The sequence below is a fragment of the Metabacillus mesotrionivorans genome, assembly GCF_052171315.1.
Lineage (GTDB): Bacteria > Bacillota > Bacilli > Bacillales > Bacillaceae > Bacillus_P.
This window is the reverse complement of the sequence record NZ_JBQMFF010000005.1, coordinates 156,867-177,926: the sequence shown is the minus strand read 5'-3', so window position 1 is coordinate 177,926 and position 21,060 is coordinate 156,867. Positions and strand designations below refer to the sequence as shown.

General features: G+C 46.2%; 26 protein-coding genes. 8 read left to right on the top strand and 18 right to left on the bottom strand.

Features of this window, described 5'->3' with window-relative positions:
- Positions 1 to 23: 23 nt before the first annotated feature.
- Complete coding sequence (thmT, locus tag ACTSEZ_RS15135; protein WP_369735038.1) at positions 24 to 209, top strand: 2-hydroxymuconate tautomerase; 186 nt, start codon at positions 24 to 26, stop codon at positions 207 to 209.
- Positions 210 to 246: 37 nt separating this feature from the next.
- On the opposite strand, the gene ACTSEZ_RS15130 is transcribed toward thmT, so the two are convergent.
- From ACTSEZ_RS15130 to ACTSEZ_RS15120, 3 genes are all read right to left on the bottom strand, one after another.
- Entirely contained in the window at positions 247 to 753 is a 507-nt protein-coding gene (locus ACTSEZ_RS15130) for a YwgA family protein (RefSeq protein WP_369735037.1), read from the bottom strand.
- Positions 754 to 829: 76 nt separating this feature from the next.
- On the bottom strand, positions 830 to 2,131 hold the full coding sequence (locus ACTSEZ_RS15125) for an HD domain-containing protein (RefSeq protein ID WP_369735036.1): 1,302 nt from the start codon (positions 2,129 to 2,131) through the stop codon (positions 830 to 832).
- 125 nt (positions 2,132 to 2,256) lie between these two features.
- Positions 2,257 to 2,481: a YuzB family protein gene (locus tag ACTSEZ_RS15120; RefSeq protein ID WP_029283232.1), complete on the bottom strand. Its 225-nt coding sequence runs from the start codon at positions 2,479 to 2,481 to the stop codon at positions 2,257 to 2,259.
- A 285-nt stretch (positions 2,482 to 2,766) separates the two neighbouring features.
- Between ACTSEZ_RS15120 and ACTSEZ_RS15115 the strand changes: the two genes are divergently transcribed.
- Positions 2,767 to 3,528 (top strand): RsfA family transcriptional regulator, encoded by a 762-nt coding sequence (locus ACTSEZ_RS15115; RefSeq protein WP_369735035.1) that lies wholly within the window; start codon positions 2,767 to 2,769, stop codon positions 3,526 to 3,528.
- A gap of 536 nt (positions 3,529 to 4,064) precedes the next feature.
- On the opposite strand, the gene lipL is transcribed toward ACTSEZ_RS15115, so the two are convergent.
- On the bottom strand, positions 4,065 to 4,907 hold the full coding sequence (gene lipL, locus ACTSEZ_RS15110) for an octanoyl-[GcvH]:protein N-octanoyltransferase (RefSeq protein WP_369735034.1): 843 nt from the start codon (positions 4,905 to 4,907) through the stop codon (positions 4,065 to 4,067).
- Between the two features lie 90 nt (positions 4,908 to 4,997).
- Positions 4,998 to 5,969, bottom strand: coding sequence for a phosphate acetyltransferase (gene pta, locus ACTSEZ_RS15105; RefSeq protein ID WP_369735032.1), 972 nt, complete (start codon positions 5,967 to 5,969; stop codon positions 4,998 to 5,000).
- A gap of 251 nt (positions 5,970 to 6,220) precedes the next feature.
- Between pta and hemQ the strand changes: the two genes are divergently transcribed.
- Together hemQ and gerQ are read left to right on the top strand one after the other, a co-directional pair.
- A complete protein-coding gene (gene hemQ / locus ACTSEZ_RS15100; RefSeq protein WP_029283224.1) occupies positions 6,221 to 6,964 on the top strand; it encodes a hydrogen peroxide-dependent heme synthase in 744 nt (247 codons plus the stop codon).
- 178 nt (positions 6,965 to 7,142) lie between these two features.
- The gene (gerQ, locus tag ACTSEZ_RS15095; protein WP_369735031.1) at positions 7,143 to 7,589 is read left to right on the top strand and encodes a spore coat protein GerQ; all 447 of its coding nucleotides are present in this window, start codon (positions 7,143 to 7,145) and stop codon (positions 7,587 to 7,589) included.
- A gap of 38 nt (positions 7,590 to 7,627) precedes the next feature.
- Here the strand turns inward: gerQ and ACTSEZ_RS15090 are convergent, their stop codons facing one another.
- The 4 genes from ACTSEZ_RS15090 to ACTSEZ_RS15075 all read right to left on the bottom strand — a co-directional run bounded on the left by ACTSEZ_RS15090 (position 7,628) and on the right by ACTSEZ_RS15075 (position 9,306).
- Entirely contained in the window at positions 7,628 to 8,038 is a 411-nt protein-coding gene (locus tag ACTSEZ_RS15090; RefSeq protein WP_369735030.1) for a hypothetical protein, read from the bottom strand.
- A 319-nt stretch (positions 8,039 to 8,357) separates the two neighbouring features.
- Positions 8,358 to 8,729 (bottom strand): DUF423 domain-containing protein, encoded by a 372-nt coding sequence (locus ACTSEZ_RS15085; protein ID WP_029283218.1) that lies wholly within the window; start codon positions 8,727 to 8,729, stop codon positions 8,358 to 8,360.
- 98 nt (positions 8,730 to 8,827) lie between these two features.
- On the bottom strand, positions 8,828 to 9,118 hold the full coding sequence (locus ACTSEZ_RS15080; protein ID WP_369735028.1) for a YwdI family protein: 291 nt from the start codon (positions 9,116 to 9,118) through the stop codon (positions 8,828 to 8,830).
- Between the two features lie 14 nt (positions 9,119 to 9,132).
- Complete coding sequence (locus ACTSEZ_RS15075) at positions 9,133 to 9,306, bottom strand: uracil-DNA glycosylase (protein WP_369735027.1); 174 nt, start codon at positions 9,304 to 9,306, stop codon at positions 9,133 to 9,135.
- Positions 9,307 to 9,442: 136 nt separating this feature from the next.
- On the opposite strand from ACTSEZ_RS15075, the gene ACTSEZ_RS15070 reads away from it, so the two are divergent.
- Entirely contained in the window at positions 9,443 to 9,790 is a 348-nt protein-coding gene (locus ACTSEZ_RS15070; RefSeq protein ID WP_369735026.1) for a YflT domain-containing protein, read from the top strand.
- Between the two features lie 86 nt (positions 9,791 to 9,876).
- Here the strand turns inward: ACTSEZ_RS15070 and ACTSEZ_RS15065 are convergent, their stop codons facing one another.
- From ACTSEZ_RS15065 to ACTSEZ_RS15050, 4 genes are all read right to left on the bottom strand, one after another.
- A complete protein-coding gene (locus ACTSEZ_RS15065) occupies positions 9,877 to 10,548 on the bottom strand; it encodes a uracil-DNA glycosylase (RefSeq protein ID WP_369735025.1) in 672 nt (223 codons plus the stop codon).
- Between the two features lie 15 nt (positions 10,549 to 10,563).
- Positions 10,564 to 10,866 (bottom strand): ArsR/SmtB family transcription factor, encoded by a 303-nt coding sequence (locus ACTSEZ_RS15060; protein ID WP_029283208.1) that lies wholly within the window; start codon positions 10,864 to 10,866, stop codon positions 10,564 to 10,566.
- A gap of 16 nt (positions 10,867 to 10,882) precedes the next feature.
- Positions 10,883 to 11,647 carry an SDR family NAD(P)-dependent oxidoreductase gene (locus tag ACTSEZ_RS15055; protein WP_369735023.1) on the bottom strand — a complete coding sequence of 255 codons (765 nt, stop codon included), beginning with the start codon at positions 11,645 to 11,647 and terminating at the stop codon, positions 10,883 to 10,885.
- A 104-nt stretch (positions 11,648 to 11,751) separates the two neighbouring features.
- A complete protein-coding gene (locus ACTSEZ_RS15050) occupies positions 11,752 to 12,555 on the bottom strand; it encodes a glycosyltransferase family 2 protein (RefSeq protein ID WP_369735022.1) in 804 nt (267 codons plus the stop codon).
- A gap of 479 nt (positions 12,556 to 13,034) precedes the next feature.
- Here ACTSEZ_RS15050 and ACTSEZ_RS15045 point away from each other — a divergent pair, with 479 nt between their 5' ends.
- On the top strand, positions 13,035 to 13,352 hold the full coding sequence (locus ACTSEZ_RS15045; RefSeq protein WP_035207519.1) for a YflT domain-containing protein: 318 nt from the start codon (positions 13,035 to 13,037) through the stop codon (positions 13,350 to 13,352).
- Positions 13,353 to 13,589: 237 nt separating this feature from the next.
- Positions 13,590 to 14,324 carry a L,D-transpeptidase gene (locus tag ACTSEZ_RS15040; protein WP_369735020.1) on the top strand — a complete coding sequence of 245 codons (735 nt, stop codon included), beginning with the start codon at positions 13,590 to 13,592 and terminating at the stop codon, positions 14,322 to 14,324.
- Here ACTSEZ_RS15040 and ACTSEZ_RS15035 read toward each other — a convergent pair.
- Positions 14,321 to 15,256: an NAD(P)H-binding protein gene (locus ACTSEZ_RS15035; protein ID WP_369735018.1), complete on the bottom strand. Its 936-nt coding sequence runs from the start codon at positions 15,254 to 15,256 to the stop codon at positions 14,321 to 14,323. The two genes, ACTSEZ_RS15040 and ACTSEZ_RS15035, sit on opposite strands and share 4 nt — an antisense overlap.
- A gap of 51 nt (positions 15,257 to 15,307) precedes the next feature.
- A complete protein-coding gene (locus tag ACTSEZ_RS15030; RefSeq protein ID WP_369735016.1) occupies positions 15,308 to 15,538 on the bottom strand; it encodes a hypothetical protein in 231 nt (76 codons plus the stop codon).
- 77 nt (positions 15,539 to 15,615) lie between these two features.
- Here ACTSEZ_RS15030 and ACTSEZ_RS15025 point away from each other — a divergent pair, with 77 nt between their 5' ends.
- The gene (locus tag ACTSEZ_RS15025) at positions 15,616 to 16,431 is read left to right on the top strand and encodes a bifunctional hydroxymethylpyrimidine kinase/phosphomethylpyrimidine kinase (protein ID WP_369735014.1); all 816 of its coding nucleotides are present in this window, start codon (positions 15,616 to 15,618) and stop codon (positions 16,429 to 16,431) included.
- 673 nt (positions 16,432 to 17,104) lie between these two features.
- Here ACTSEZ_RS15025 and ACTSEZ_RS15020 read toward each other — a convergent pair.
- From ACTSEZ_RS15020 to ACTSEZ_RS15010, 3 genes are all read right to left on the bottom strand, one after another.
- Positions 17,105 to 18,538 (bottom strand): glycoside hydrolase family 32 protein, encoded by a 1,434-nt coding sequence (locus tag ACTSEZ_RS15020; RefSeq protein ID WP_369735012.1) that lies wholly within the window; start codon positions 18,536 to 18,538, stop codon positions 17,105 to 17,107.
- 14 nt (positions 18,539 to 18,552) lie between these two features.
- On the bottom strand, positions 18,553 to 19,503 hold the full coding sequence (locus ACTSEZ_RS15015; protein WP_369735011.1) for a carbohydrate kinase family protein: 951 nt from the start codon (positions 19,501 to 19,503) through the stop codon (positions 18,553 to 18,555).
- Positions 19,504 to 19,601: 98 nt separating this feature from the next.
- Positions 19,602 to 20,981 (bottom strand): sucrose-specific PTS transporter subunit IIBC, encoded by a 1,380-nt coding sequence (locus ACTSEZ_RS15010; RefSeq protein ID WP_369735010.1) that lies wholly within the window; start codon positions 20,979 to 20,981, stop codon positions 19,602 to 19,604.
- Positions 20,982 to 21,060 lie beyond the last annotated feature (79 nt).

Genomic DNA, 21,060 nt, shown 5'->3' with positions numbered 1-21,060 from the left:
GAATACAAAAAGGAGAGTGTGACATGCCATACGTAACTGTAAAAATGCTTGAAGGCCGCACGGAAGACCAGAAAAAGGCATTAGTTGAAAAAGTAACTGCAGCTGTATCTGAAACAACAGGCGCTCCTGCCGAGAAAGTCACTATATTTATTGAAGAAATGAGCAATAATCATTATGGTGTAGGCGGAAAGAGACTTAGCGATCAGTAAGCAAACAAAATCCCCCGGCAAAGCCCCGGGGGATTTTCTATTGAAAAGCCTTCGTACGAATTGCCTCTATGTACTCATACGCCTGGCCGATCTCTTCTTCTGTATATTTCTGCTTGCTCTTCAGTGTAAAGACCTTTTCTTTTACTTCCTCTTTTTCAAGGGAATCGAAGTACAGAACGGTCGAGACAAGCTCGAGGAATCTGGCGGACTGACCGTTTAAATCCTGCATGCATTCCTGCATCGGCGGCATGTCCGGCTCATAATTGGCAAGGAACTCTTCGCCTGCCTCTGTAAGGGAGTAGCGGTACTGAAAATACCCGCCTTTTTTCTCATGCATTTCATTTAAAAACCCGAGATTGCAGAGCTCTTCAATTCTTAGTGTCAGTTCCTCTGAATACGGTCCGTAAAAGTGGAAATCATATTTTTCATAAAAAGGAAGATTGATCTTTTTGGCTATGTAGATCATCTTCTGCAGCTTTTTCCGCCCGGTAATCTCACCCGAAGAAGAAAAGACCTTCATCAGCTTTGCGTGTTCATTCAGCAAACCCCAACACTCCTAACCTTGTATTTTCACAGTATCTCTCTCTTTTTATTGTGTACTGAAGCGGTCCGCTCCCGGCCTAAACATTCAGCAATTCCATAATCCGTTTCTTCGCTGTTCGTTTTGATGACATATCCTTTATGAGATCTAATGGAAAATACAGCTTGTGGTCGGTTCTGCGCTTCCCTGATATCGCATCTACAATCTCCGACTGGCGGGAAAGCTCCCGCAAATCTCCGTTTGGCAGCTGCAGATGAATCGGAAGACGCTCCTCTTCCTCTCCCGGACGGTAAAAATCGTAAGGAAGATCAGATGATGAATCCACTACAAGATAATAGTCAGGGTCAATGCCTGCTTTTTTAAACAAAGCTGTAAGCTCCATCAGCTTCTTCATTTCCACTGTTGCAGCAGGATTAAACTCCGCATATTGAAACAGATTCCGGTTCATGAACCTCCTGCAAAGATCGCTCAGAATCGGATCTGCTTCCTCCTGCCACTGCTGGAAATAGTACATCACAACGGACTCATCAAGCTTCAGATAATCCTCCGTGGTGACTTCCTCTTCAAAAATCGAATAAAAGTGAACCGGGTCCTGCCTGAATGTGTAGTAGTCTTTGTGAAGCTGCTTCGCACGGTGGAGAATTTTTGTCAGGATAACCTCTGCACTCCGTGTGACAGGATGAAAATACACCTGCCAGTACATTTGGTACCTGCTCATAATGTAATCTTCTACAGCATGCATCCCGCTTTGCTTGATGACCACCTGATCTTCGCGCGGCCTCATGACTCTAAGAATCCGCTCCATATCAAAATGTCCGTAGCTGACTCCCGTAAAATAAGCATCCCGCTGCAGGTAATCCATCCGGTCGGCGTCAATCTGGCTTGAAATAAGGCTGACAACCTGCTTATTCTCATACGTTTTGCCGATCACTTCGGCAACCTTTTTCGGAAAATCGTCTCCCATCTTTCGCAGGACGGCATTCACTTCCGTATCACCCGTCAGGATCTCCCGTGTAAAGACTTCGTGATCCATGTGAAACACTTTTTCAAATGAATGTGAAAACGGACCGTGCCCTAAATCGTGCAGAAGGGCTGCGCAAAGCGAAAGAAGCCTGTCGTCATCATTCCACTCAGGACGTCCTTTAAACACGTCATCTACGATTCTCCGCACAATTTCATAGACTCCCAAAGAATGATTAAACCGGCTGTGTTCTGCTCCGTGGAAGACAAGGTAGGTCGTTCCGAGCTGTCTGATCCTGCGGAGCCTTTGAAACTCTTTCGTTCCGATCAGATCCCAAATCAGCTTGTCCCTTACATGGATGTATCTGTGTACCGGATCTTTAAACACTTTTTCCTCAGAAAGCTTTCCGCTAATGGCCACTTAAAGTTCCCTCTTCCATCTTGACTTGTATCCATTATATCGATTTGGAAATGATGGCTTCAACCATTATTTTCAAAATGAATCCGATAAAAAAATCACCACTGCAGGATGTGCCAATGGTGATATTATTTCTTCAGTTTTGTTTCAATTTTAACGATCAGCTCGTCCTCATTCGGAGCTGATAGCGGACGGTTATTAACAAACGCAAACGATTTTTTTCTGCCTGGACCGCAGTATGACTGGCACCCGATGTCAATTTTCGCATCAGGATCCACTTTTTTCAGGCGCGGCAGCAACGTCTTCATGTTGGTTGCCTGGCAATCGTCGCATATTCTGAATTCATTTGCCACTGTCTTACAACCCTTTCCTTCTGTGAATCACGTTCAAACACTATTTGGTATTTTACAGCTATTTGAACGCCAATGCAAGCAGGGGGAAATAACTTCTAGAAAGAATCCCTTTTTGGAAAATCTACTATCCTTGTAAAGTTTTTGTATAAAACCCGCCCAATCTGGCCAGAATGGTAACAAGAAAATACACAACTATTTATCTAATGAAAAGCGGATGCACATTTTATCTGCTTCGCATCTTAAGAAATTATTCTATCTACACTTTTATTAAGGGAGTTGGAACACATGAAACAGCGACAAGACGCCTGGTCAGAAGAAGATGATCTGTTATTGGCTGAAACCGTCCTCCGCCATGTGCGTGAAGGAAGCACTCAGCTGAATGCCTTTGAAGAAGTAGGAGACAAGCTTAACCGCACGTCGGCCGCCTGCGGATTCCGCTGGAACGCCGTTGTCCGCCATAACTATGAAAGAGCGCTTCAGCTTGCCAAAAAACAGCGCAAGCAAAAAATGCGCGCAGCCGGAAAAGGACAGCCTGCCAAAAAGCAGCTGCTCTACTCTCCGCCTGAAACTGAGAATGTACCTGTACCTGAAGAAATTCATACGGCTGTCTATGAACAAGAAGAACTGCCTGCTGTGACACACCCTGCCTACCAGGAAGATGTGCACATGGAAGAAACTTATGAGATTCCATTTACAGCCCGCAGACCTTCTGTGCCTTCGGTGCCTTCACCATCAGCCGAACTGACCATGAGCCAGGTCATTTCATTTCTAGAATCATATTCTCAGTCAAACGAGCACGTAAATGCGCTCAAACTTGAGAATGAGAGATTAAAGCGAGAAAACTACGAGCTTTCCATGCGAAACCAGGATCTTGCCGTAAAAGTATCACAGCTTGAGCAGGATACCGTCATGGTGCAGGAAGATTACGAAACACTCATGAAAATCATGAACCGTGCAAGAAAGCTTGTCTTATTTGAAGAAGAAGAGCGTCCGGCCACAAAGTTCAAAATGGACCGGAACGGCAATTTGGAGAAGCTGGCGGAGTGATAAAAAAGATGTCCTGATGGGGCATCTTTTTTGTTGAAGATTGAAAGGCTGAATGCTCTTGTTTCGTAAGGAGAAAGTGCTTGAAAAAGAGTTTTGGAGCTCTAACGGCAGATTGTGATGGGGCGTTAGTGTTCATAAAACTGGTTTGCAGCACAAACTCTTCTCTGGGAAGGTGCGTTAGTGTTCTTAAACCTTGTTAGCAGCACAAACCCTTCTCTGGGAAGACGCCTTAGTGCTCTTAAACCTGGTTAGCAGCACAAACTCTTCTCTGGGAAGATGCGTTAGTGTTCTTAAACCTTGTTAGCAGCACAAACCCTTCTCTGGGAAGACGCCTTAGTGCTCTTAAACCTGGTTAGCAGCACAAACTCTTCTCTGGGAAGATGCGTTAGTGTTCTTAAACCTTGTTAGTAGCACAAACCCTTCTCTGGGAAGATACTAAAGTGCTCTTAATCCTGGTTAGCAGCACAAACTTTGTACAGGGAAGACGAGTACAAAAAAACAGGCAAGGAACTCCCCTCCTGCCTGCTTTTTGCCATCTATTGAACGGTCCCGAATACCTTCTCATTCCGGTCATACATCCGAAGCAGGTTTTTTTCAAACAGCACCTGCTCATCAACAGAAAGGGATGCTGAATAGATTCTTCCGCTCAGCTCCTTCAGTGTCTTCAGAAAAGAAAGCATCAGCGACTGTACGCTGATCTCATCGTGAAGCAGCTCGCTTAATGAAGCCATTGTTTCCGGGACAATTTCCGGATACGCAAATTTTGTCTGCTCCCCTTTTTTGGCTAGCTCATAAAATCTGCGGATGAGCTCAGCACGCTCTGAGCCGCTTCCATCTGCACACAGATAGATCTGGACGGCTATTCCACCGCGCAGTCTCCGCTGCGAGATCCCTGCGAACTTTTTCCCGCCGATGCTGAGGTCATAGCTGCCCGGGCAGTACGAACCGGTTATTTCACGTGCTTCAATCTCCGCATTATAAGGCTTCAGCATCCGTTTGATCAGATCCCACATCGTGTCATAGCCGCGGTTTATATCAATTCCTTTATCTGTTTCAGGAAAAATAAGCGAAATATTGAGGACACCCTCATCCAATACAACAGCGAGACCGCCGGAGTTACGGACGATGACGCGGTAGCCCTGCTCCTTCAGGAAAGCAATGCCATCCTGCAGATATGGAAGCTTTGTATCCTGAATGCCGAGTACAATTGTTTTGTGGTGCACCCATGTTCTCGCCGTTGCAGGCGATGTGCCGTTTCCGACAGCCGTGCATAAGGTGTCGTCCATGGCAAAGGACTGCCTCGCATCAAAATGAGGCCCGAGACTGGACTGGTCGACAATTTTCCATTCATCCTGTTTCAACAGTGTTTCAAAAGACATCTTCGTAGACTCCTTAGCGTTTATAAACATGTTTATTATAGCATGGGCTTTAGAAAAAAGAGACAGCAGCCGCTGTCTCTTTCCGTTCTTTTAGATTGCCTGACCTGCAGTAATCAATGCAAGTTTGTATACATCTTCTGCGTTGCATCCGCGAGACAAGTCGTTTACCGGTGCATTAAGTCCCTGCAGAATTGGGCCTACTGCTTCAAAGTTGCCCAGGCGCTGAGCGATTTTGTAGCCGATGTTGCCAGCTTCAAGGCTTGGGAAAACAAATACGTTAGCGTCGCCTTTCAGTACAGAATCCGGAGCTTTAGAAGCTGCTACGGACGGTACGAACGCAGCGTCGAATTGGAATTCTCCGTCAAGCACGAGCGTCGGGTCCATTTCTTTCGCAATTTTCACAGCTTCCGCTACACGCTCTGTTTCCGGTGATTTAGCCGAGCCTTTTGTTGAAAAGCTGAGCATCGCCACTCTCGGCTCGATGTTGAACATGTCAGCTGTTTTTGCGCTTTCGATGGCAATTTCAGCAAGGTCCTGGCTGTCTGGGGAAATGTTGATTGCGCAATCTGCAAAGACATATTTCTCATCGCCGCGCACCATGATGAACACGCCTGATGTTTTTTTAATGCCTTCTTTTGTTTTAATAATCTGAAGAGCCGGGCGAACAGTATCTGCTGTTGAATGCGCCGCTCCGCTTACAAGGCCGTGTGCCTGTCCTGTGTAAACAAGCATTGTGCCGAAGTAGTTTTCATCCAAAAGAATCTTTTGAGCCTGTTCTTCTGTCGCTTTTCCTTTGCGGCGCTCTACAAAAGATGCCACAAGCTCATTCATGCCTTCAAACGTTTGAGGATCATAGATCTCAACACCTTCAAGCGTAAGATTCAGTTCATTCGCTTTTTTCGTGATCTCATCTTTGCTTCCGACAAGAATCGGGACCAGAATGCCTTCTCCGGCAAGACGGTTTGCAGCTGTAAGAATACGCTCATCCGTACCTTCAGGGAAAACAAGTTTCAGCTCTTTTCCTGATACTTTTTCTTTTAAAAGACTAAATAAATCAGACATTCCAAAACCTCCTAATTTGTTAAAAACAAACACTCTACAGACAAGGATACTCCACTTTCAGGCAAATTCAAACAAGCCCGGACCAATGCAGCGCTTACAAGACAAATTCTTTATTTTCTAAATAGACAAACAATTTTACACTTAAACATCCCTATTTAATATGTGCAGCAGAGTCTGATTTCATTATTCGATGGACAAACTGTGGTATAGTAAATAGCGTAAATAAGTATGATGAAACGGAGTGAACGTACATGAGTGAAGCTGCACAAACACTTGACGGCTGGTATTGCCTGCATGATTTCCGCGCAATGAACTGGGCGCTCTGGAAGACGGCAAGCAGCGATGAACGCCAGTCAGCCATTTATGAGTTTCAGGGTTTGCTTGAAAAATGGGGACTTGCAGATGAGCAGAAGCAGGGAAGTCAGGCACTGTACTCGATCGTCGGACAAAAAGCCGACTTTATGCTGATGATTCTGCGCCCTACGATGGAAGAACTGAATGTCATTGAAACAGAGTTTAATAAATCAAAGCTTGCTGATTACACCCTTCCAACCTTCTCTTACGTGTCAGTTGTGGAACTCAGCAATTATCTTCCTGCAGGAGAAGATCCATATCAGAATCCGCAGGTTCTTGCCCGTCTGTATCCTTCCCTTCCTGAAGCGAAGCACGTCTGCTTCTATCCGATGGATAAGCGCCGAAACGGCGAAGACAACTGGTACATGCTTCCGATGGAAGAACGCAAAAGCCTGATGCGCAGCCACGGCATGATTGGCCGCCAGTATGCCGGCAAAGTAAAGCAGATCATTACAGGATCTGTCGGATTTGATGATTTTGAATGGGGCGTAACACTTTTTTCAGATGATGTGCTTCAATTCAAAAAGCTTGTATATGAGATGAGATTCGATGAAGTGAGCGCGCGCTACGGCGAGTTTGGCACATTCTTTGTCGGAAATATTCTGCCTGAAGATAAATTGTACAGCTACTTCCATATTTAACGTTCACAAGCTCTTGCCGGATCAGGCAGGGGCTTTTTTTGTGTCATAACGCTTATTCTCCGTTCATACCTATAAATGAGTGAGATTGATCTTTCATCCGGTCACACTGCTTCTTTGCGCCACCAGGGGCAAATGATTCTGGTGTTTATTCATTTCTTACTGATTAAGGAGGGTTATTATGAATTCAGGTTTCAATCAGTTTGGAGCAGGCTTTAATCCTTATGGATATGATTACCGTCAGCAGCAGCCGCAGTTTGGACAGCAGCAGCAATTTGGACAGCAGCAGGGCGGCGGACAGCAGGGCATGCAGGGCGGGCAGCAGCAGACTCCGACTCAGGCACAGGGCGGGATGCTGCCGCTTGAAGAATCATATGTGGAAAACATTCTTAGGCTTAACCGCGGTAAAGTTGCGACGATTTACATGACATTTGAAAACAGCAAAGAGTGGAACTCAAAAATCTTTAAAGGCGTGATTGAAGCAGCCGGCCGCGATCATATCATTCTGAGTGATCCGAAAACGTCCAAAAGGTACCTGCTTTTGACCATTTACCTTGATTACATTACGTTTGATGAGGAGATCGCCTATTATTATCCATACGACATGGCGTCCTATTCGCCTAGATAAGGTCTGATCTTTGGAGCATATACCGTGTATGCTCTTTTTTATCCTTTCCAATAATAGCGATCGTCTTCACCCGTATCGTCAAGCGATACGTCCTTTTGCTTTTCCTGCTTAAAAAGGGCAATTGTTTCCTGTTCTGCCTGTGAAACCGTACTCTGCAATAGTTTGGGCTCTTCTTTCACAAGTGTAAGGACATAGCTCTCCATGATACTTGTCCTGTCCTCATATCGCTTTAAAAAAGCCGATACGGCGAGAAGCAGGCTGCCGCCGATCATCAGGTATACAAAAATAGACAGGCCGGGAAGCATCTGAATATAAAAAAGACCATATGGCTCGTAATACTGCTGATTCTCTTCTGACACCATTTTGTAGATGGTTGATATGGAGCTTAACCCTCCGGCAAGCCCTCCAATGATCATGATACCCGCAATAATCGTCAGTATTTTCTTCACTCTTCTCCCGCCTTCCTTTTTCTTTATTTTACCATGCAGCAGAATTTTAAGGGTAGCAAAAAGGCGGACAGAACTCTTCCTGCTGATTAGGCCGGCCTCAGTACAAAAGCGCAAGCGCCAAGGCCCGCTCCGATAGGCAGATAAGAATCCGGCAGAAAAGTCCGGTTCCCGCCTTTTTTGACGGATTTGTTCTGACAGAGGATCTAGGCGCTTCCGCTTGCCGATGATATCTTTGTTATCTTATCAACTGCCTTTTATTTTTTATAATTACCTTAACAATGAAAAAAGCCCCGCCTCAGGCGGAGCTCTTTAACACTAATTATAGGAACTTCACGGCTGCAATAATAATCATTACCCAGGCAATAAGGAAGGAAAGTCCTCCAAGCGGAGTAATGGCTCCAAGAACACTGATTTGCGTAACAGCAAGAACGTACAGGCTTCCGGAAAACAGCAGAATGCCGATAAACATCAGCCACCCCGCCCAGTTCAGCATGCCTGCCTGCGGAAGCTTGTCCATGAGAAACGCGATGACGAACAGGCCGCCTGCGTGGAACATTTGATAGGTGACGGCTTTTTCCCAGATGTTCAAGTATCTTTCAGGAATTTTCCCTTCAAGTCCGTGTGCGCCGAATGCACCGAGTGCCACTGAAAGGAACGCATTTGCTGCAGCAAGAATTAAAAATAGTTTCACAATTATCTTCTCCCCGGTTTTGAAATCTAAGCTCTGCTTTCATCTTACCTTAACGCACCTGCAATGCAAAGGCAGGAAGCGTATTCGTCAACGGATAATTAGAAATCGAAAAGGGAGTCGCCGCTGTCTTCCTCTTCTTTTTTCTTATTAAAGGAGGTGGCGCCCATCATTTTCTGCAGCTGAAGAGCATCCACTTCTGAAGGCTGTGATGCCTGCAGTTTCGGTTTGACCGGTTCGTGAGACTCCCCGCTTCTCTCTTCAAGGACAAGGTCGCAAAGAGTCTTAACAGCAAGCAGACGCTCTCTTACCTCTGACTCGCTTGATTCATTCATTGCCATGCGGACCTCTCTTTCCATTTTTGCGAGCAGCTTTGAAATATGAATATCCATTCTTCGTTCCTCCATTATGATTTTTTAAGCGTATATTTTAAGCAGTTTTCACCTGAAGATCTTTTCACCTCAGCAGATGGCCTTGCAGCTGATTTAAAGCCGAAAGCCCTGCATCCGTTTGGAAATTGTCTATCCCAGGTCACGTAGTAATGTGCACATTTTAAACAGTTGATCTGCTGAACGTTCATCTGATATCCTGCCCTTTTCTTATTCCTTGCTCCCTATTATAGCAGGTGTTTTTGCACATCGCCTGAAAAAAAGAGGTTTACTTACCGTGCCCGGGTGATAAATAACCAGTATTACTAAACAGGAGAGTGATTGAATATGAAACCGACAGTTAAAGAATACACAAATGATGAAATGTTGAAGCAGGATGTAACTGAGCTGAAAAATCAGGGTATTGATAAGCAGGACATTTATATTCTTTCACACGATGACGAGCGCACCAACCGTGTAGCAGGCAATGCGGACGCCAACACAATCGGGCTTTCTGAAATGGGCCTTGGCAGCGCAGTCGGCAACATTTTCAGCAAAAAAGGAGACGAGCTCCGCACAAAGCTTGAAGAAATCGGATTCAGCAAGGATGAAGCTGAGCGATATGAAGAAAAGCTTGATGAGGGTAAAATTCTGCTGATGGTGACAAATCATGACCGCGTAACCGGCGGAATTTAATGACTGACAAAAAGGAGGTGCAGAGGCACCTCCTTTTTTCATGCAGATATAGAATGCCTGGGAACGGATGGCCAAGGCGTTTACTCTTATTCTATTTCCCAGTCAATTTCATCCCGTCCCAGTTTCCGCAGTGCTTCGTTTGTTTTTGAAAACGGTTTGCTTCCGAAGAACCCTCTGCGTGCAGAAAAAGGACTTGGGTGAGGCGACTCAATGATGACATGCCTGTTTTCATCAATAAGCTCTTTTTTAGCAGCGGCATGCTTTCCCCAAAGAATAAACACAACCGGCTGTTCCCGTTCGTTCAAAAGCTCAATGATCCGGTCGGTGAAAGTCTCCCACCCCTGACCTTTATGCGAGGCAGCCTGTCCCTTCCGCACGGTGAGAACTGTATTCAAAAGGAGCACACCTTGGTCTGCCCATTTTTCGAGGCAGCCGTGATCCGGAGGCTCGTAACCGAGGTCATCCTTCAGTTCAAGAAAAATGTTGCGCAGTGAAGGAGGCTGCTTCACTCCTTTTTGCACAGAAAAACTCAGCCCGTGTGCCTGGTTCGGTCCGTGGTAAGGGTCCTGACCGAGGATAACGGCTTTCACATTCTCATATGATGTTGCATCCAGAGCATGAAAAATATCATTCATGGGAGGATAGACAGTTTCAGACGCGAATTCCTCTTTCAGGAATTCTCTTAGTTTTGCATAATAGGATTTTTCGAATTCGGGTTTAAGCCACTGCCACCAGCCGTCATGAAGAAGCTGTTTCAATTGTGTTTCCCCCAATCACATGCAGGTTTCTTCTACTAACGAGATCAGTTTTTTCAGCATGGAAACTGAATCTTCAAGTGTTAAAGAATAGAAGCGCTTTGTTCCCTGCTGTTCAGTGACAACCAGGCCCTGATCTTTTAAGATTTTCAGATGATGAGAAATAGCCGGTCTTGAAAGTCTGGACTGATCCGCAATTTCGTTGACGGTCAGCCGCTCTGTTTCTGCCAGTAATAAAATAATATCCTGTCTCGCCGGATCTCCGAGAGCATGGAATAATGGGATGCAAGATCGAAATGTATCAATTGCCTGATCTCCCATTCACTTCACACCTTTCTTACGCACGTTCCTGTGTTTTTCTCACAACCCCTGTTACCGTTTTGCGGGGCATAAACCGTACGGCTGCTGCGAGCATTTTATTTTTCAGTCCAGGGATAATAACGGTTTGCTTCTTTTGCAGCCCTTTATAAGCCGCGTCCGCCACCTCTTTGACATCCATGACCCCGCTTTTAAAAAGCTTGGACTGGCCCAGGTTGGCACGGTCGCTGAAACCGGTTTTAGTCGGTCCGGGGCAAAGCACGGAAACGCTGACCCCTGTCCCTTTAAGTTCATTTTCTATGGCTTCACTAAATGATAACACATATGCTTTTGTGGCGTAATAGACAGCCATAAGCGGACCCGGCTGAAAGGCAGCTGTTGATGCAACATTGAGTATATGGCCGGAACCTCTGGCGGCCATATCAGGTGCGAACAGCTTGGCAAGCAGCGTAATGGATTTAATATTAAGGTCAATCATATTGAGCTCTTCTTCAGCAGATGTGCGGACAAATTCTCCGTACAGCCCAAATCCTGCGTTGTTGACGAGCACATCTATCTGTACACTTTCTGCCTTCAGTTCTTCGTGCAGTTCTCGGACTTGACTCATATCGCTTAAATCTTTTCTTTTAACGATGACAGGTGCAGGCTTAAGTTCTTCTGCGAGCTTCTGCAATTTCCCCTCGCTGCGCGCAGCCAGGACTAGGCGGTACCCATCCTGCGCATATTTATAAGCAAGTTCTTTTCCGATGCCGTCTGATGCTCCTGTAATCAGTACTGTTTTCATTAATTAAGGTCTCCTTCTGTTTGTTAGTTTAAATGTTTAAACATATAATATATTGAGCGTGCAAAAATGTCAAACATAAAGAAAAAACTCCCGCATCACAGGAGTTAAACCAGTCTTGACCGAATCGGCCTTCCGTCCCAGACAATCCGGCTTTCGGCCTCTCTCTTTTTCAGCTCCGGCTCTTCGAGGAGCACAAAGAAGTTTTTTTGCGGCAGCTTTCCAAGCCCGTGTTTTTCACAAAGGACTTCAAGAAAGGACTGCCTTTTTTCATTAAGGGAAAAAGACTGATGGCTTCCGCCTGCAGAAAAGGCATAGACGACACTGGCCACCGGAACCCGCTTCACGGCAAATGCTTCAGACACTCTCAGGAAAAAATCCCAGTCCCAATAATTGTGGACCTCCGGATCGAAATAGCCAATTTCACTATGGATGCTTTTTAAATAAAGACTGCCGGACGGCACATAGGTTGAAAAGCGTCTCATCTCTACCGGATCATATGTGTAGGCAAACAGTCTCCTGCTCACAGGCAGACGGACATGATTCTCTTCTTTAAACGTGACAATTTCCACATCTGAATAGACAAACTGAGCACCGTCTGAAAGTTCCCGGGCCATCCTCTCAACATGCCCTGGAGTGAAATAATCATCGTCGTCACTGAGCATGATGGCATCACTGGAAGCCGCCTCAATCCCGGCATTCCTCGCATGAACATGCCCGCAGTTTTCGCCAAGATCAACGACCTTGAGAGGCAGTTCATGATAAATCTCCTTTAGGGAGTCAACAGACTCTCCTCCATCATTCACAATAATAATTTCTTCCGGCATGCGGGTCTGGCCGGCAATGGATTCAAGCAGATCCGCCAGTGCATATAACCGGTTGTACGTCACAATGACAATCGAAATTCGCACGCTTATCCCCCTCATTCTGTTGGTTTCTTTTATCCATTAAATCATAAACGGGCATGGGATGCGTATTGGCAGTGAATAAGCAGGCCATCTTGCTGTAATTTTTGCTTTAAGGGGATACGTTCAAACCAAGTGTATTGCAGCGGAAGGCACTTGACTCCTTGTCCAGCTGCAGCGCTCAGGCTCCTCTGTCAGAACAAAATCCCCCAAAAAGGCGGGACCCGGACTTTTCGGGTGATTTCTTATCTGACTGCCGGAGCAAAACGGGCGCTTCCGCTTTTCTAAGGGATGAAGAGGGAAGTGGAGACCCCGCAGGCGAAGCTGAGGAGGCTCCACTTCCTCCCCGCGGAAAGCAAGTGACTGGAGCGGAAAGGAACGGATACGAATAGAAATCAACAATAAAACAGCCTTTTAGAAAGCTTGTTTTAAAAATGAAGACACGGGGTAAATATACATCATCAGCACAAAAGGAGAGATCGATTATGAAGACATTCGTTGTTGAAAACGGCGTACAAGCCACCGAAAAAATCAATCACCTTGAAGTTGAAGGGTTCACAAAGGATGATATTTATCTTTTCGCCCATGACCCGAACCGCTCGAAGCATCTTACATCGGGAACAGATACCGAAAGCGTAGGCGTATCAGAACAAGGCGTCTTCTCGTCTATGAAAAACGTATTCCGTTCACGCGGAGATGAGCTGCGTTCCAAAATGGCCTCACTTGGCCTGACGGAAAATGAAGCAGCACACATGGAAGAAGAACTCGATAAAGGCAAAGTTGTCATTATCGCACAGCAGTAATCACGCAATCTATATTCCCCCCTACTCAATATAGATGTGAGGCGTGTCTCGTCCATACGAGGCACGCCTATTTTTTATTTCTCATGGAACAATTATGCGCTCCGATGCGTCTCACGAATAGAATGAACGGTAAAGACAGACTTACTTTATCAGCATTCGACAAGAAGATTCTACACAATCCTCATATCCAGTCTGGTAATCTTTTCTTGTATTCATCTAAAAGGGGACTAGAGAGAAATGAAAAAATGGCTGTTCGCGTTAATCTCGGCTTTCTTCCTGTTTTCTCAAGCTTCATTTCCGGCAAAAGCTGACGGCATTCCGCAGCTTATCATCATCAACAAAAGCACCAATAAACTGGCCTTTTTTGACAATGGAAAGCTCATGCGCGTCTTTCATGTCGCAACCGGCAGAGACAATTCCTTTACGCCGGAAGGGACGTTTCGAATTGTCAATAAGATTAAAAATCGGCCCTACTACAAAGAGAACATACCCGGAGGAGACAGCCGCAATCCTTTAGGCGACAGGTGGCTCGGCCTCAGGGCACTTGGGACGGAGGGAACCACTTACGCCATCCACGGAAATAACAACGCAAACTCCATCGGAACCTACGCCAGTGCAGGCTGCATCCGCATGCACAATGAAGAAATCCGTTATCTCTTTGATCAGGTTCAAACCGGCACATCTGTTATTATTCTGCACTCTACTCACTCCTTTGAAGCAATCGCCGCAGCAAACAACTATCCAAATTCCCTGCCTGCAGATTCACCTCCTGCGGATGATGAAAAACCGCCGGCCGAAAAACCTGTGCCAAAACCGAAGCCTGCTCCGAAGCCAAAACCGGAACCAAAACCCGAGCCTGCTCCTGAAGACCCTCTCTCATGCATCAAAAGCAAGCTGCAGGGCCGCATATTCTTCCCTGACATTCATGTGAAAATGGATGTATCATGTACTACGCAAGCCGGCGGGTTTTAATTGCCGGCTTTTTGAATAGAAGCGATAACTTTCCTGAGACCGGCCTCATACGGGGTTGAAGGAACTGGACCAATCTCCTTTTCGTATTTAGCTCCCGACAGCACAACAGGTTCTTCTGTCAAATACATCATCTCGACTGATTCCTTCATCATTTTGTCAAAAAGCCCAATCAGGGAAATCATCCTTCTTCCGACAGGCATGACACTTTTCTCATAGCCAGTCAGTCCGCGAACAATATCAATAAATTCCCTGCCGCTCATCGTACCTGATCCTGGAATGTTCCAGTTTTGCCGGAACGCTTTAGGAGTAAGCGCTAGTTCAACCGCCGCCTTCGCTCCGTCCGGCGTATAAATATACTCTCTTTTCAAATCAAGTGAACCTACAAACATGGCTCTTTTCTCTTTCAGCATCTGGCCAAGCGTATATTGAATATACGTATTTTCAGCGTGCGGACCGTAATAATCTGGGAAATGAATGATTACATACGGCACGTCAGCAGCTTTTATCATCCCTTCAAGAAGGAGTCTGAGCTTCCCTTTTTTCGTATGCGGCGCTTTGACTGCCGTTTCCGCAGTTAATCCTGTCTGCCTTCCATACGCGTAAATGTTATCTGCCAGAATAAACACTGCCTGCTCTTCTTTTGCCGCACGCAGCAGGTTTTCCACGATGGCCGGATGCTTTTCTTCCCATTGCGGATACGGCATATTGATGCTGTGAAAGATCAGCTCTGCCCCTCTGCATGCCTCCTGCACGTCTTTCTCTTGCAGAGCATCTCCGGTAAAAAGACGCACCCGGTCCATTTGACCAAACAAATCCGTCAGTTTCTTCTCCGTTCTTGCAAAAGCGGTTACAAAAAACCCTCTCTGAACAAGTTCCAAAACGAGCGCGTATCCCATTCCGCCCGAGCCCCCAAATACAACTGCTTTTCTCATTTTCTCCGCCTCCATTTTAATTGACCACTGTTCAAATAATAATAAAAAAATTTAGATGATGCCTTTCATTAAAAACTGCACGTGGCTTTTTAAAAGCGGCTCCACATCTTCATAGGACATTCCCGCCTTGCAGTAATGACTGACAAATCCATGCAGAGATAAAAAGACAGACCAAATCTCTCCTGCAGATAACGGCTTCTCTTTTGAAAGTAAAAACAGGGCCTGTGCAAATTTTTCATAGCTTTCATTCGGTTCATTGATCAGGTAGCTGACTGCAACCAAAATGGCTAACCTTTTTTGAAATTGTTATAATAGGAGAGAAGCTACGCTTAATCACCCGGATGGAGGTACACATACTTATGACAATGAAAAAAGCCTTAACGTTCGCCGGATCAGACAGCAGCGGCGGTGCCGGCATTCAGGCAGATTTGAAAACCTTTCAGGAGCGCGGCGTTTACGGAATGACAGCATTGACCGTAGTAGTCGCGATGGACCCTGCAAACGAATGGCATCACCAGGTATTCCCTGTGGAGCTTGAGACAATTAAAGCTCAGGCAGCCACCATTGTGGAAGGCATCGGCGTTGATGCAATGAAAACCGGTATGCTCCCTACAGTTGATATTATCAAGCTTGCGGCTGAAACGATAAAGAAACACAATGTCCAAAACGTAGTAGTAGATCCTGTTATGGTCTGCAAAGGAGCAGACGAAGTGCTTTATCCTGACCTCGCGGATGCCCTAAGAGAGATTCTGACTCCGCTTGCGACAGTTGTCACGCCAAATCTATTTGAAGCAGGACAGCTGAGCGGAATTGGTACAATTACAACTGTTGATCAAATGAAAGAAGCAGCTGTAAAGATTTTTGACCTGGGCCCGAAATTCGTCCTTGTAAAAGGCGGCGGCAAACTGGATCATGAGAAAGCAGTGGACGTGCTCTATGACGGAAAAGAATTTCAGATTCTTGAAGGCGAGCGCATTGACACATCTTACACGCATGGCGCAGGGTGCACATACTCTGCAGCGATTGCTGCTGAACTTGCAAAAGGAGCTTCCGTAAAAGAAGCGATCTACACAGCAAAAGAGTTCATCACGGCAGCAATCCGCCATTCCTTCCCGCTTAATGAATACGTTGGACCGACAAATCATGCTGCATTGCGTTTGCATGGAGATAAGTAATTTATGAAAAAATCACCCGGCGGATGCCGGGTGATTTTGTTTTGGATGTTGTGCTGTCCACTGTGCCGCCAGCGCGACTTTGTAATGCCCTTTATCTCAGCCGAGCTTTATTATAGGGTTCCATTTTTACTTTTTGCTCCCCCATATTTCAGCCGCATCACTTTATAGGGCACCATTTTCACCTTTTGCTGCCCCATATTTCAGCCGCATCACTTTATAGGGCACCATTTTCACCTTTTGCTGCCCCATATTTCAGCCGCACCAAATTATAGGGCACCATTTTTACTTTTTGCTGCCCCATATTTCAGCTGCGCCACTTTACAGGGCACCATTTTTACTTTTTGCTGCCCCATATTTCAGCTGCGCCACTTTACAGGGCACCATTTTTACTTTTTGCTGCCCCATATTTCAGCTGCGCCACTTTACAGGGCACCATTTTTACTTTTTGCTGCCCCATATTTCAGCTGCGCCACTTTACAGGGCACCATTTTTACTTTTTGCTGCCCCATATTTCAGCCGCATCACTTTACAGGGCACCATTTTTACTTTTTGCTGCCCCATATTTCAGCCGCACCAAATTACAGGGCACCATTTTCCTTTTTTGCTGCCCCATAACCCAGCCGCACCTGATTACAGGGCTCCAATTCCATCAAAAACCTGTCACCCGAGTTCATCACAGCTCCCACTTCTTCAAATCAAAAGCCGCCTCTCCCTCTGCAGAGACCACGATGCTTTTTTCATCCGGTTCCGGGAACAATCTTGCTGTGAACACTTCTTCTCCGTCATTGATAAAGACTTCAATGGATGAGGTGTCAATAAATACATGAATGTTAGATAGGTGCTCCAGCCGGCACTGTCTTGATTCCGGCTGGCCGTCAGCATAGCTTGTGCGGGTCAGCGTAAAGACTTTCTCCTCACTGGAATAGTGAAGAGTCGCATTGTTCTTAATGGAAACGGAAAGGCCGGAACCGACTTCCAGGTTCTCAAGCTTCAGTTCAAAAACAGTTCCAGCCGTCTGGTGCTTCTCTCCCGCCTGCAGCCTGATGCCAGGCACTGACTCTTCTGTTTTCCTCAATGCCTCCAGCTCTTCGACCGGCTGCTGAACAAGTTTCTCTCCACGCATCGACAATTTCCTCGGAAATGTCATGGTGTGTATCCACTTATGCGGGATAGTTGGATGTTTGTCTTCCGCTTGATCCGGCACGCTCATCCAGGCGAACAGCAGGCGTCTGCCTTTCTCGTCTTCTGTTGTTTGCGGTGCATAGAAGTCAAAGCCTCTGTCAAGCTCGGCGAAGTCACCGTGCGTCAGTTTTGCCGATTCATAATCCATTTCCCCGGAGAAGTAGCCGGACTGGTAAACATTCTGATACAGCATTCCCTGCGGCTTGAGGCCTTGAGGCGAGACGATCAGAATGTCTTTGCCGTCAAGATGAAACAAATCCGGGCATTCCCACATATAGCCGAATTCACCCAGCTGCTCTGTATGAGAACCCGCCACGTCGCCTAAATAGGTCCACTTCATAAGATCCTCAGAAGAGAAGATGGCTGTACGGCCTTTGAGTTCAGTTGTCTGGGCACCGACAACCATGTACCACTTTCCATCATGCTCCCACACTTTTGGATCGCGGAAATGAGCGGTATAGCCTTCAGGAAGCTCAGCTACAACGCCTTTTTTCTCAAAATGAAGACCATCCTCAGATACGGCCAGGCATTGATAGGTCTCTCGCTCCCCGTTCTCATCCTTTACATTTCCTGTATAAAAAAGATGCATTTTATCGAAAGCGTCCACTGCACTGCCTGAATAGCAGCCGTTCTTTTCATACCATTCACTCGGAGCGAGTGCAATCGGTTCGTGCTTCCAGTTCACAAGATCCTGAGATGTGTAATGTCCCCAGAATTTAGCACCATGCCCTGTCTTAAACGGCATCCACTGATAAAAAAGATGATAGACACCCTTCCACTGTATGAAGCCGTTCGGATCATTCAGCAGACCGACCGGCGGCATAATGTGGTGCTTAAGGCGATACGGATCGCTTTCAACCATTTCTCTATTCATTTCCGCTTCCAAATAGGCGGCTTCTTTCAGTTCAGCGTCCCGCTTTGTCATATCGCTTCAGCTCCTTATCTCTTTTTCAGAATGTTTTCCACTTCGCCAAGAGTCGGCAAAGCGGTCATAGCACCTTTTACAGATGCAGCAAGGCCGCCCGATACACTGGCAAATCGGCCGATTCGCTTCAGTTCATCCGCAGCCAGCTCACCCGGATGCGTTTCAAGCTCGTGCAGCTGATAAAGGATGCCCGATACGAATGCGTCTCCTGCACCTGTCGTATCAACAGCATTCACCCTCATCGCGTCGATTTTGACAGCCCCATTCTTTGTAAATGCATAGCTGCCTTCGCTTCCCATAGTGATAAACAGCAGCGGAATGTTATAAACAGATAGTTTCCCCACACCCTTTTCAATGTCGGATTCTCCTGTCAGAAATTCAAGTTCTTCCTCTGAAATTTTAATCAGATCGGCCTTGTCGAACATAGATAAAATCGTCTCTTTTGCTGTCTCTTCGTTTTCCCAAAGACCGAGCCTCAAATTGGGGTCGTAGGAAACAATCATTCCGTTCTGCCGTGCAAGTTCGACCGCCTTAACTGTCGCACTTTTTGAAGGCTCGCTGATCATTGAAATCGACCCGTAATGAAGGATTTTGTTTTCTTCAAACAGGGACACATCCAAATTCTCTTCATGCAAAAAACGGTCTGCGCTCGGATCGATGTAAAAGTCGAAGGACCGCTCGCCATCTCCTGCGAGCGTAATGAAGACCGCCCCCGTCTTTGCTTCTTTTGTCAGCAGCATATGGTCTGTATTCACGCCATACGACCGAAGCGTATCCTTCAAAAAAGTTCCAAGCACATCATCCCCGACTTTGCCGAGGAAAGAGGAAGGCGCACCGAGTCTTGCAAGTCCGACTGCTACATTTGCCGGGGCACCTCCTGGGCTCTTCTGATACACAAGATTATCAGAATCCACCGGTATAAAATCAATCAGCGCTTCTCCAAGACTGATCATTCCTTTTTTCATCGCACTCATACCTTTCTGTTTTGAAAGGAAAAACAGGCAGAGTCCCTGACCCTGCCTGATTCTCTTTTCTTACACATTCTTCTTTTAAACCAAAAATCCTACTTCTTCTCTTCCTCTTTTATGCCAAGAAGCATCGTGGCAATAAAGGCACCTGCAACCGCAATGGCAAAACCGATGAGGTAGTTCACAACGGCAGCCGTTCCAAACGGCGCAACAATCGCAATCATAGGAATGCCTGTGAGTCCGTAAGCATTTGCTGCCACATTTGTGAAAACGACATAAGCACCGCCAAGAGCTCCCCCGATCATTCCGCCGATGAATGGATTGCGGTAGCGCAGGTTTACCCCGAATATAACAGGTTCTGTTATGCCAAGGAAGGAAGAAAAGGCACCTGGAAGGGCAATTTCTTTTGTTTTGGCTCTTTTCGTCATGAAGAAAACGGCAAGTCCCGCTCCTCCCTGCGCTACGTTCGCCATTGACCAGATCGGAAGCAGGTAGTTTTTGCCGATGTCAGCAAGCAAACCTGCTTCTATTGCATGGAAGCTGTGATGAACGCCTGTCAGAACGATTAGAGAATACGTTCCTCCAAAAATCAGTCCGGCAAGGAATCCTGCCGTATCATATACATATGTGAGAGCTGCTGTAATTCCTGATCCCAAACCGCGTCCAAGCGGACCGATGGCAATCAGTGCGATAAAACCTGTCGAAATGATGGTAAGGAACGGCGTGACAAGCAGATCAATTGAGTTTGGCACCACTTTCCGCAGTCCTTTTTCAATTTTACTCATAACGTAAACAGCCAGCAGGATAGGAATAACAGTCCCCTGATACCCGAGCATCGCAATGTCCATGCCTGCAAAATTCAAGTATTCAGGTTTAGCTTCTGCAAGACCCCACGGATTTAATAGTGCGGGGTGAGTCAAAATTCCTCCGATTACGGCCCCTAGGTACGGATTTGCACCAAACTCTTTTGAAGCACTGACGCCGATCAGGATCGGCAGAATAATAAAGGCTGCACTCGAGAACATATCAAGAAGCACAATGAAGGCACTGTCAGCGCTCACCCATTCGAACGCTTTCATCATGCCCAGAAGCCCCATTAAAAGACCGCTTGCGACAATCGCAGGAATAATCGGCACGAAGATATTTGAAAGGGTTTTGGCAAACCGGGCAAAAGGATTCATCTTCTGTTTAACAGCATCGGAATGCGAGACATTCTCTTTTTCCTGAACTCCGAGATGAGGCTGAAGCTGTTCATACACCTTGTTGACATTGCCTGTTCCGAAGATAATCTGAAACTGTCCGGAGCTTGCAAATGCTCCTTTTACTCCTTCAAGCTCTTCAATTTCCCCTTTATCCGCCTTGCTGTCATCCTGCAGGACAAGCCGAAGACGTGTCGCACAGTGTGTTGCACTGATAATATTGTCTTTCCCGCCAAGCAGCGGAACCAATTTGTCAGCTGTATCTTTGTAATTCATACCTTTTTCCTCCTTTTTTTAAATAGAAAAAGACCTAAAACTTATAAAGGTATCATAGACAGAGTGTCTCCAATGATCT

Excerpts from the sequence above, each read along its gene's own strand:
- ACTSEZ_RS15015 (WP_369735011.1), bottom strand. The coding sequence starts at position 19,503 with ATGAAAAAAGGAATGATCAGTCTTGGAGAAGCGCTGATTGATTTTATA.
- ACTSEZ_RS15075 (WP_369735027.1), bottom strand. The coding sequence starts at position 9,306 with ATGAACGTTCAGCAGATCAACTGTTTAAAATGTGCACATTACTACGTG.
- lipL (WP_369735034.1), bottom strand. The coding sequence starts at position 4,907 with ATGTCTTTTGAAACACTGTTGAAACAGGATGAATGGAAAATTGTCGAC.
- pta (WP_369735032.1), bottom strand. The coding sequence starts at position 5,969 with ATGTCTGATTTATTTAGTCTTTTAAAAGAAAAAGTATCAGGAAAAGAG.
- ACTSEZ_RS15010 (WP_369735010.1), bottom strand. The coding sequence starts at position 20,981 with ATGAATTACAAAGATACAGCTGACAAATTGGTTCCGCTGCTTGGCGGG.
- ACTSEZ_RS15080 (WP_369735028.1), bottom strand. The coding sequence starts at position 9,118 with ATGGATATTCATATTTCAAAGCTGCTCGCAAAAATGGAAAGAGAGGTC.
- ACTSEZ_RS15040 (WP_369735020.1), top strand. The coding sequence starts at position 13,590 with ATGAAAAAATGGCTGTTCGCGTTAATCTCGGCTTTCTTCCTGTTTTCT.
- ACTSEZ_RS15020 (WP_369735012.1), bottom strand. The coding sequence starts at position 18,538 with ATGACAAAGCGGGACGCTGAACTGAAAGAAGCCGCCTATTTGGAAGCG.
- ACTSEZ_RS15115 (WP_369735035.1), top strand. The coding sequence starts at position 2,767 with ATGAAACAGCGACAAGACGCCTGGTCAGAAGAAGATGATCTGTTATTG.
- ACTSEZ_RS15060 (WP_029283208.1), bottom strand. The coding sequence starts at position 10,866 with ATGGGAGATCAGGCAATTGATACATTTCGATCTTGCATCCCATTATTC.
- gerQ (WP_369735031.1), top strand. The coding sequence starts at position 7,143 with ATGAATTCAGGTTTCAATCAGTTTGGAGCAGGCTTTAATCCTTATGGA.
- thmT (WP_369735038.1), top strand. The coding sequence starts at position 24 with ATGCCATACGTAACTGTAAAAATGCTTGAAGGCCGCACGGAAGACCAG.
- ACTSEZ_RS15035 (WP_369735018.1), bottom strand. The coding sequence starts at position 15,256 with ATGAGAAAAGCAGTTGTATTTGGGGGCTCGGGCGGAATGGGATACGCG.
- hemQ (WP_029283224.1), top strand. The coding sequence starts at position 6,221 with ATGAGTGAAGCTGCACAAACACTTGACGGCTGGTATTGCCTGCATGAT.
- ACTSEZ_RS15045 (WP_035207519.1), top strand. The coding sequence starts at position 13,035 with ATGAAGACATTCGTTGTTGAAAACGGCGTACAAGCCACCGAAAAAATC.
- ACTSEZ_RS15055 (WP_369735023.1), bottom strand. The coding sequence starts at position 11,647 with ATGAAAACAGTACTGATTACAGGAGCATCAGACGGCATCGGAAAAGAA.
- ACTSEZ_RS15070 (WP_369735026.1), top strand. The coding sequence starts at position 9,443 with ATGAAACCGACAGTTAAAGAATACACAAATGATGAAATGTTGAAGCAG.
- ACTSEZ_RS15025 (WP_369735014.1), top strand. The coding sequence starts at position 15,616 with ATGACAATGAAAAAAGCCTTAACGTTCGCCGGATCAGACAGCAGCGGC.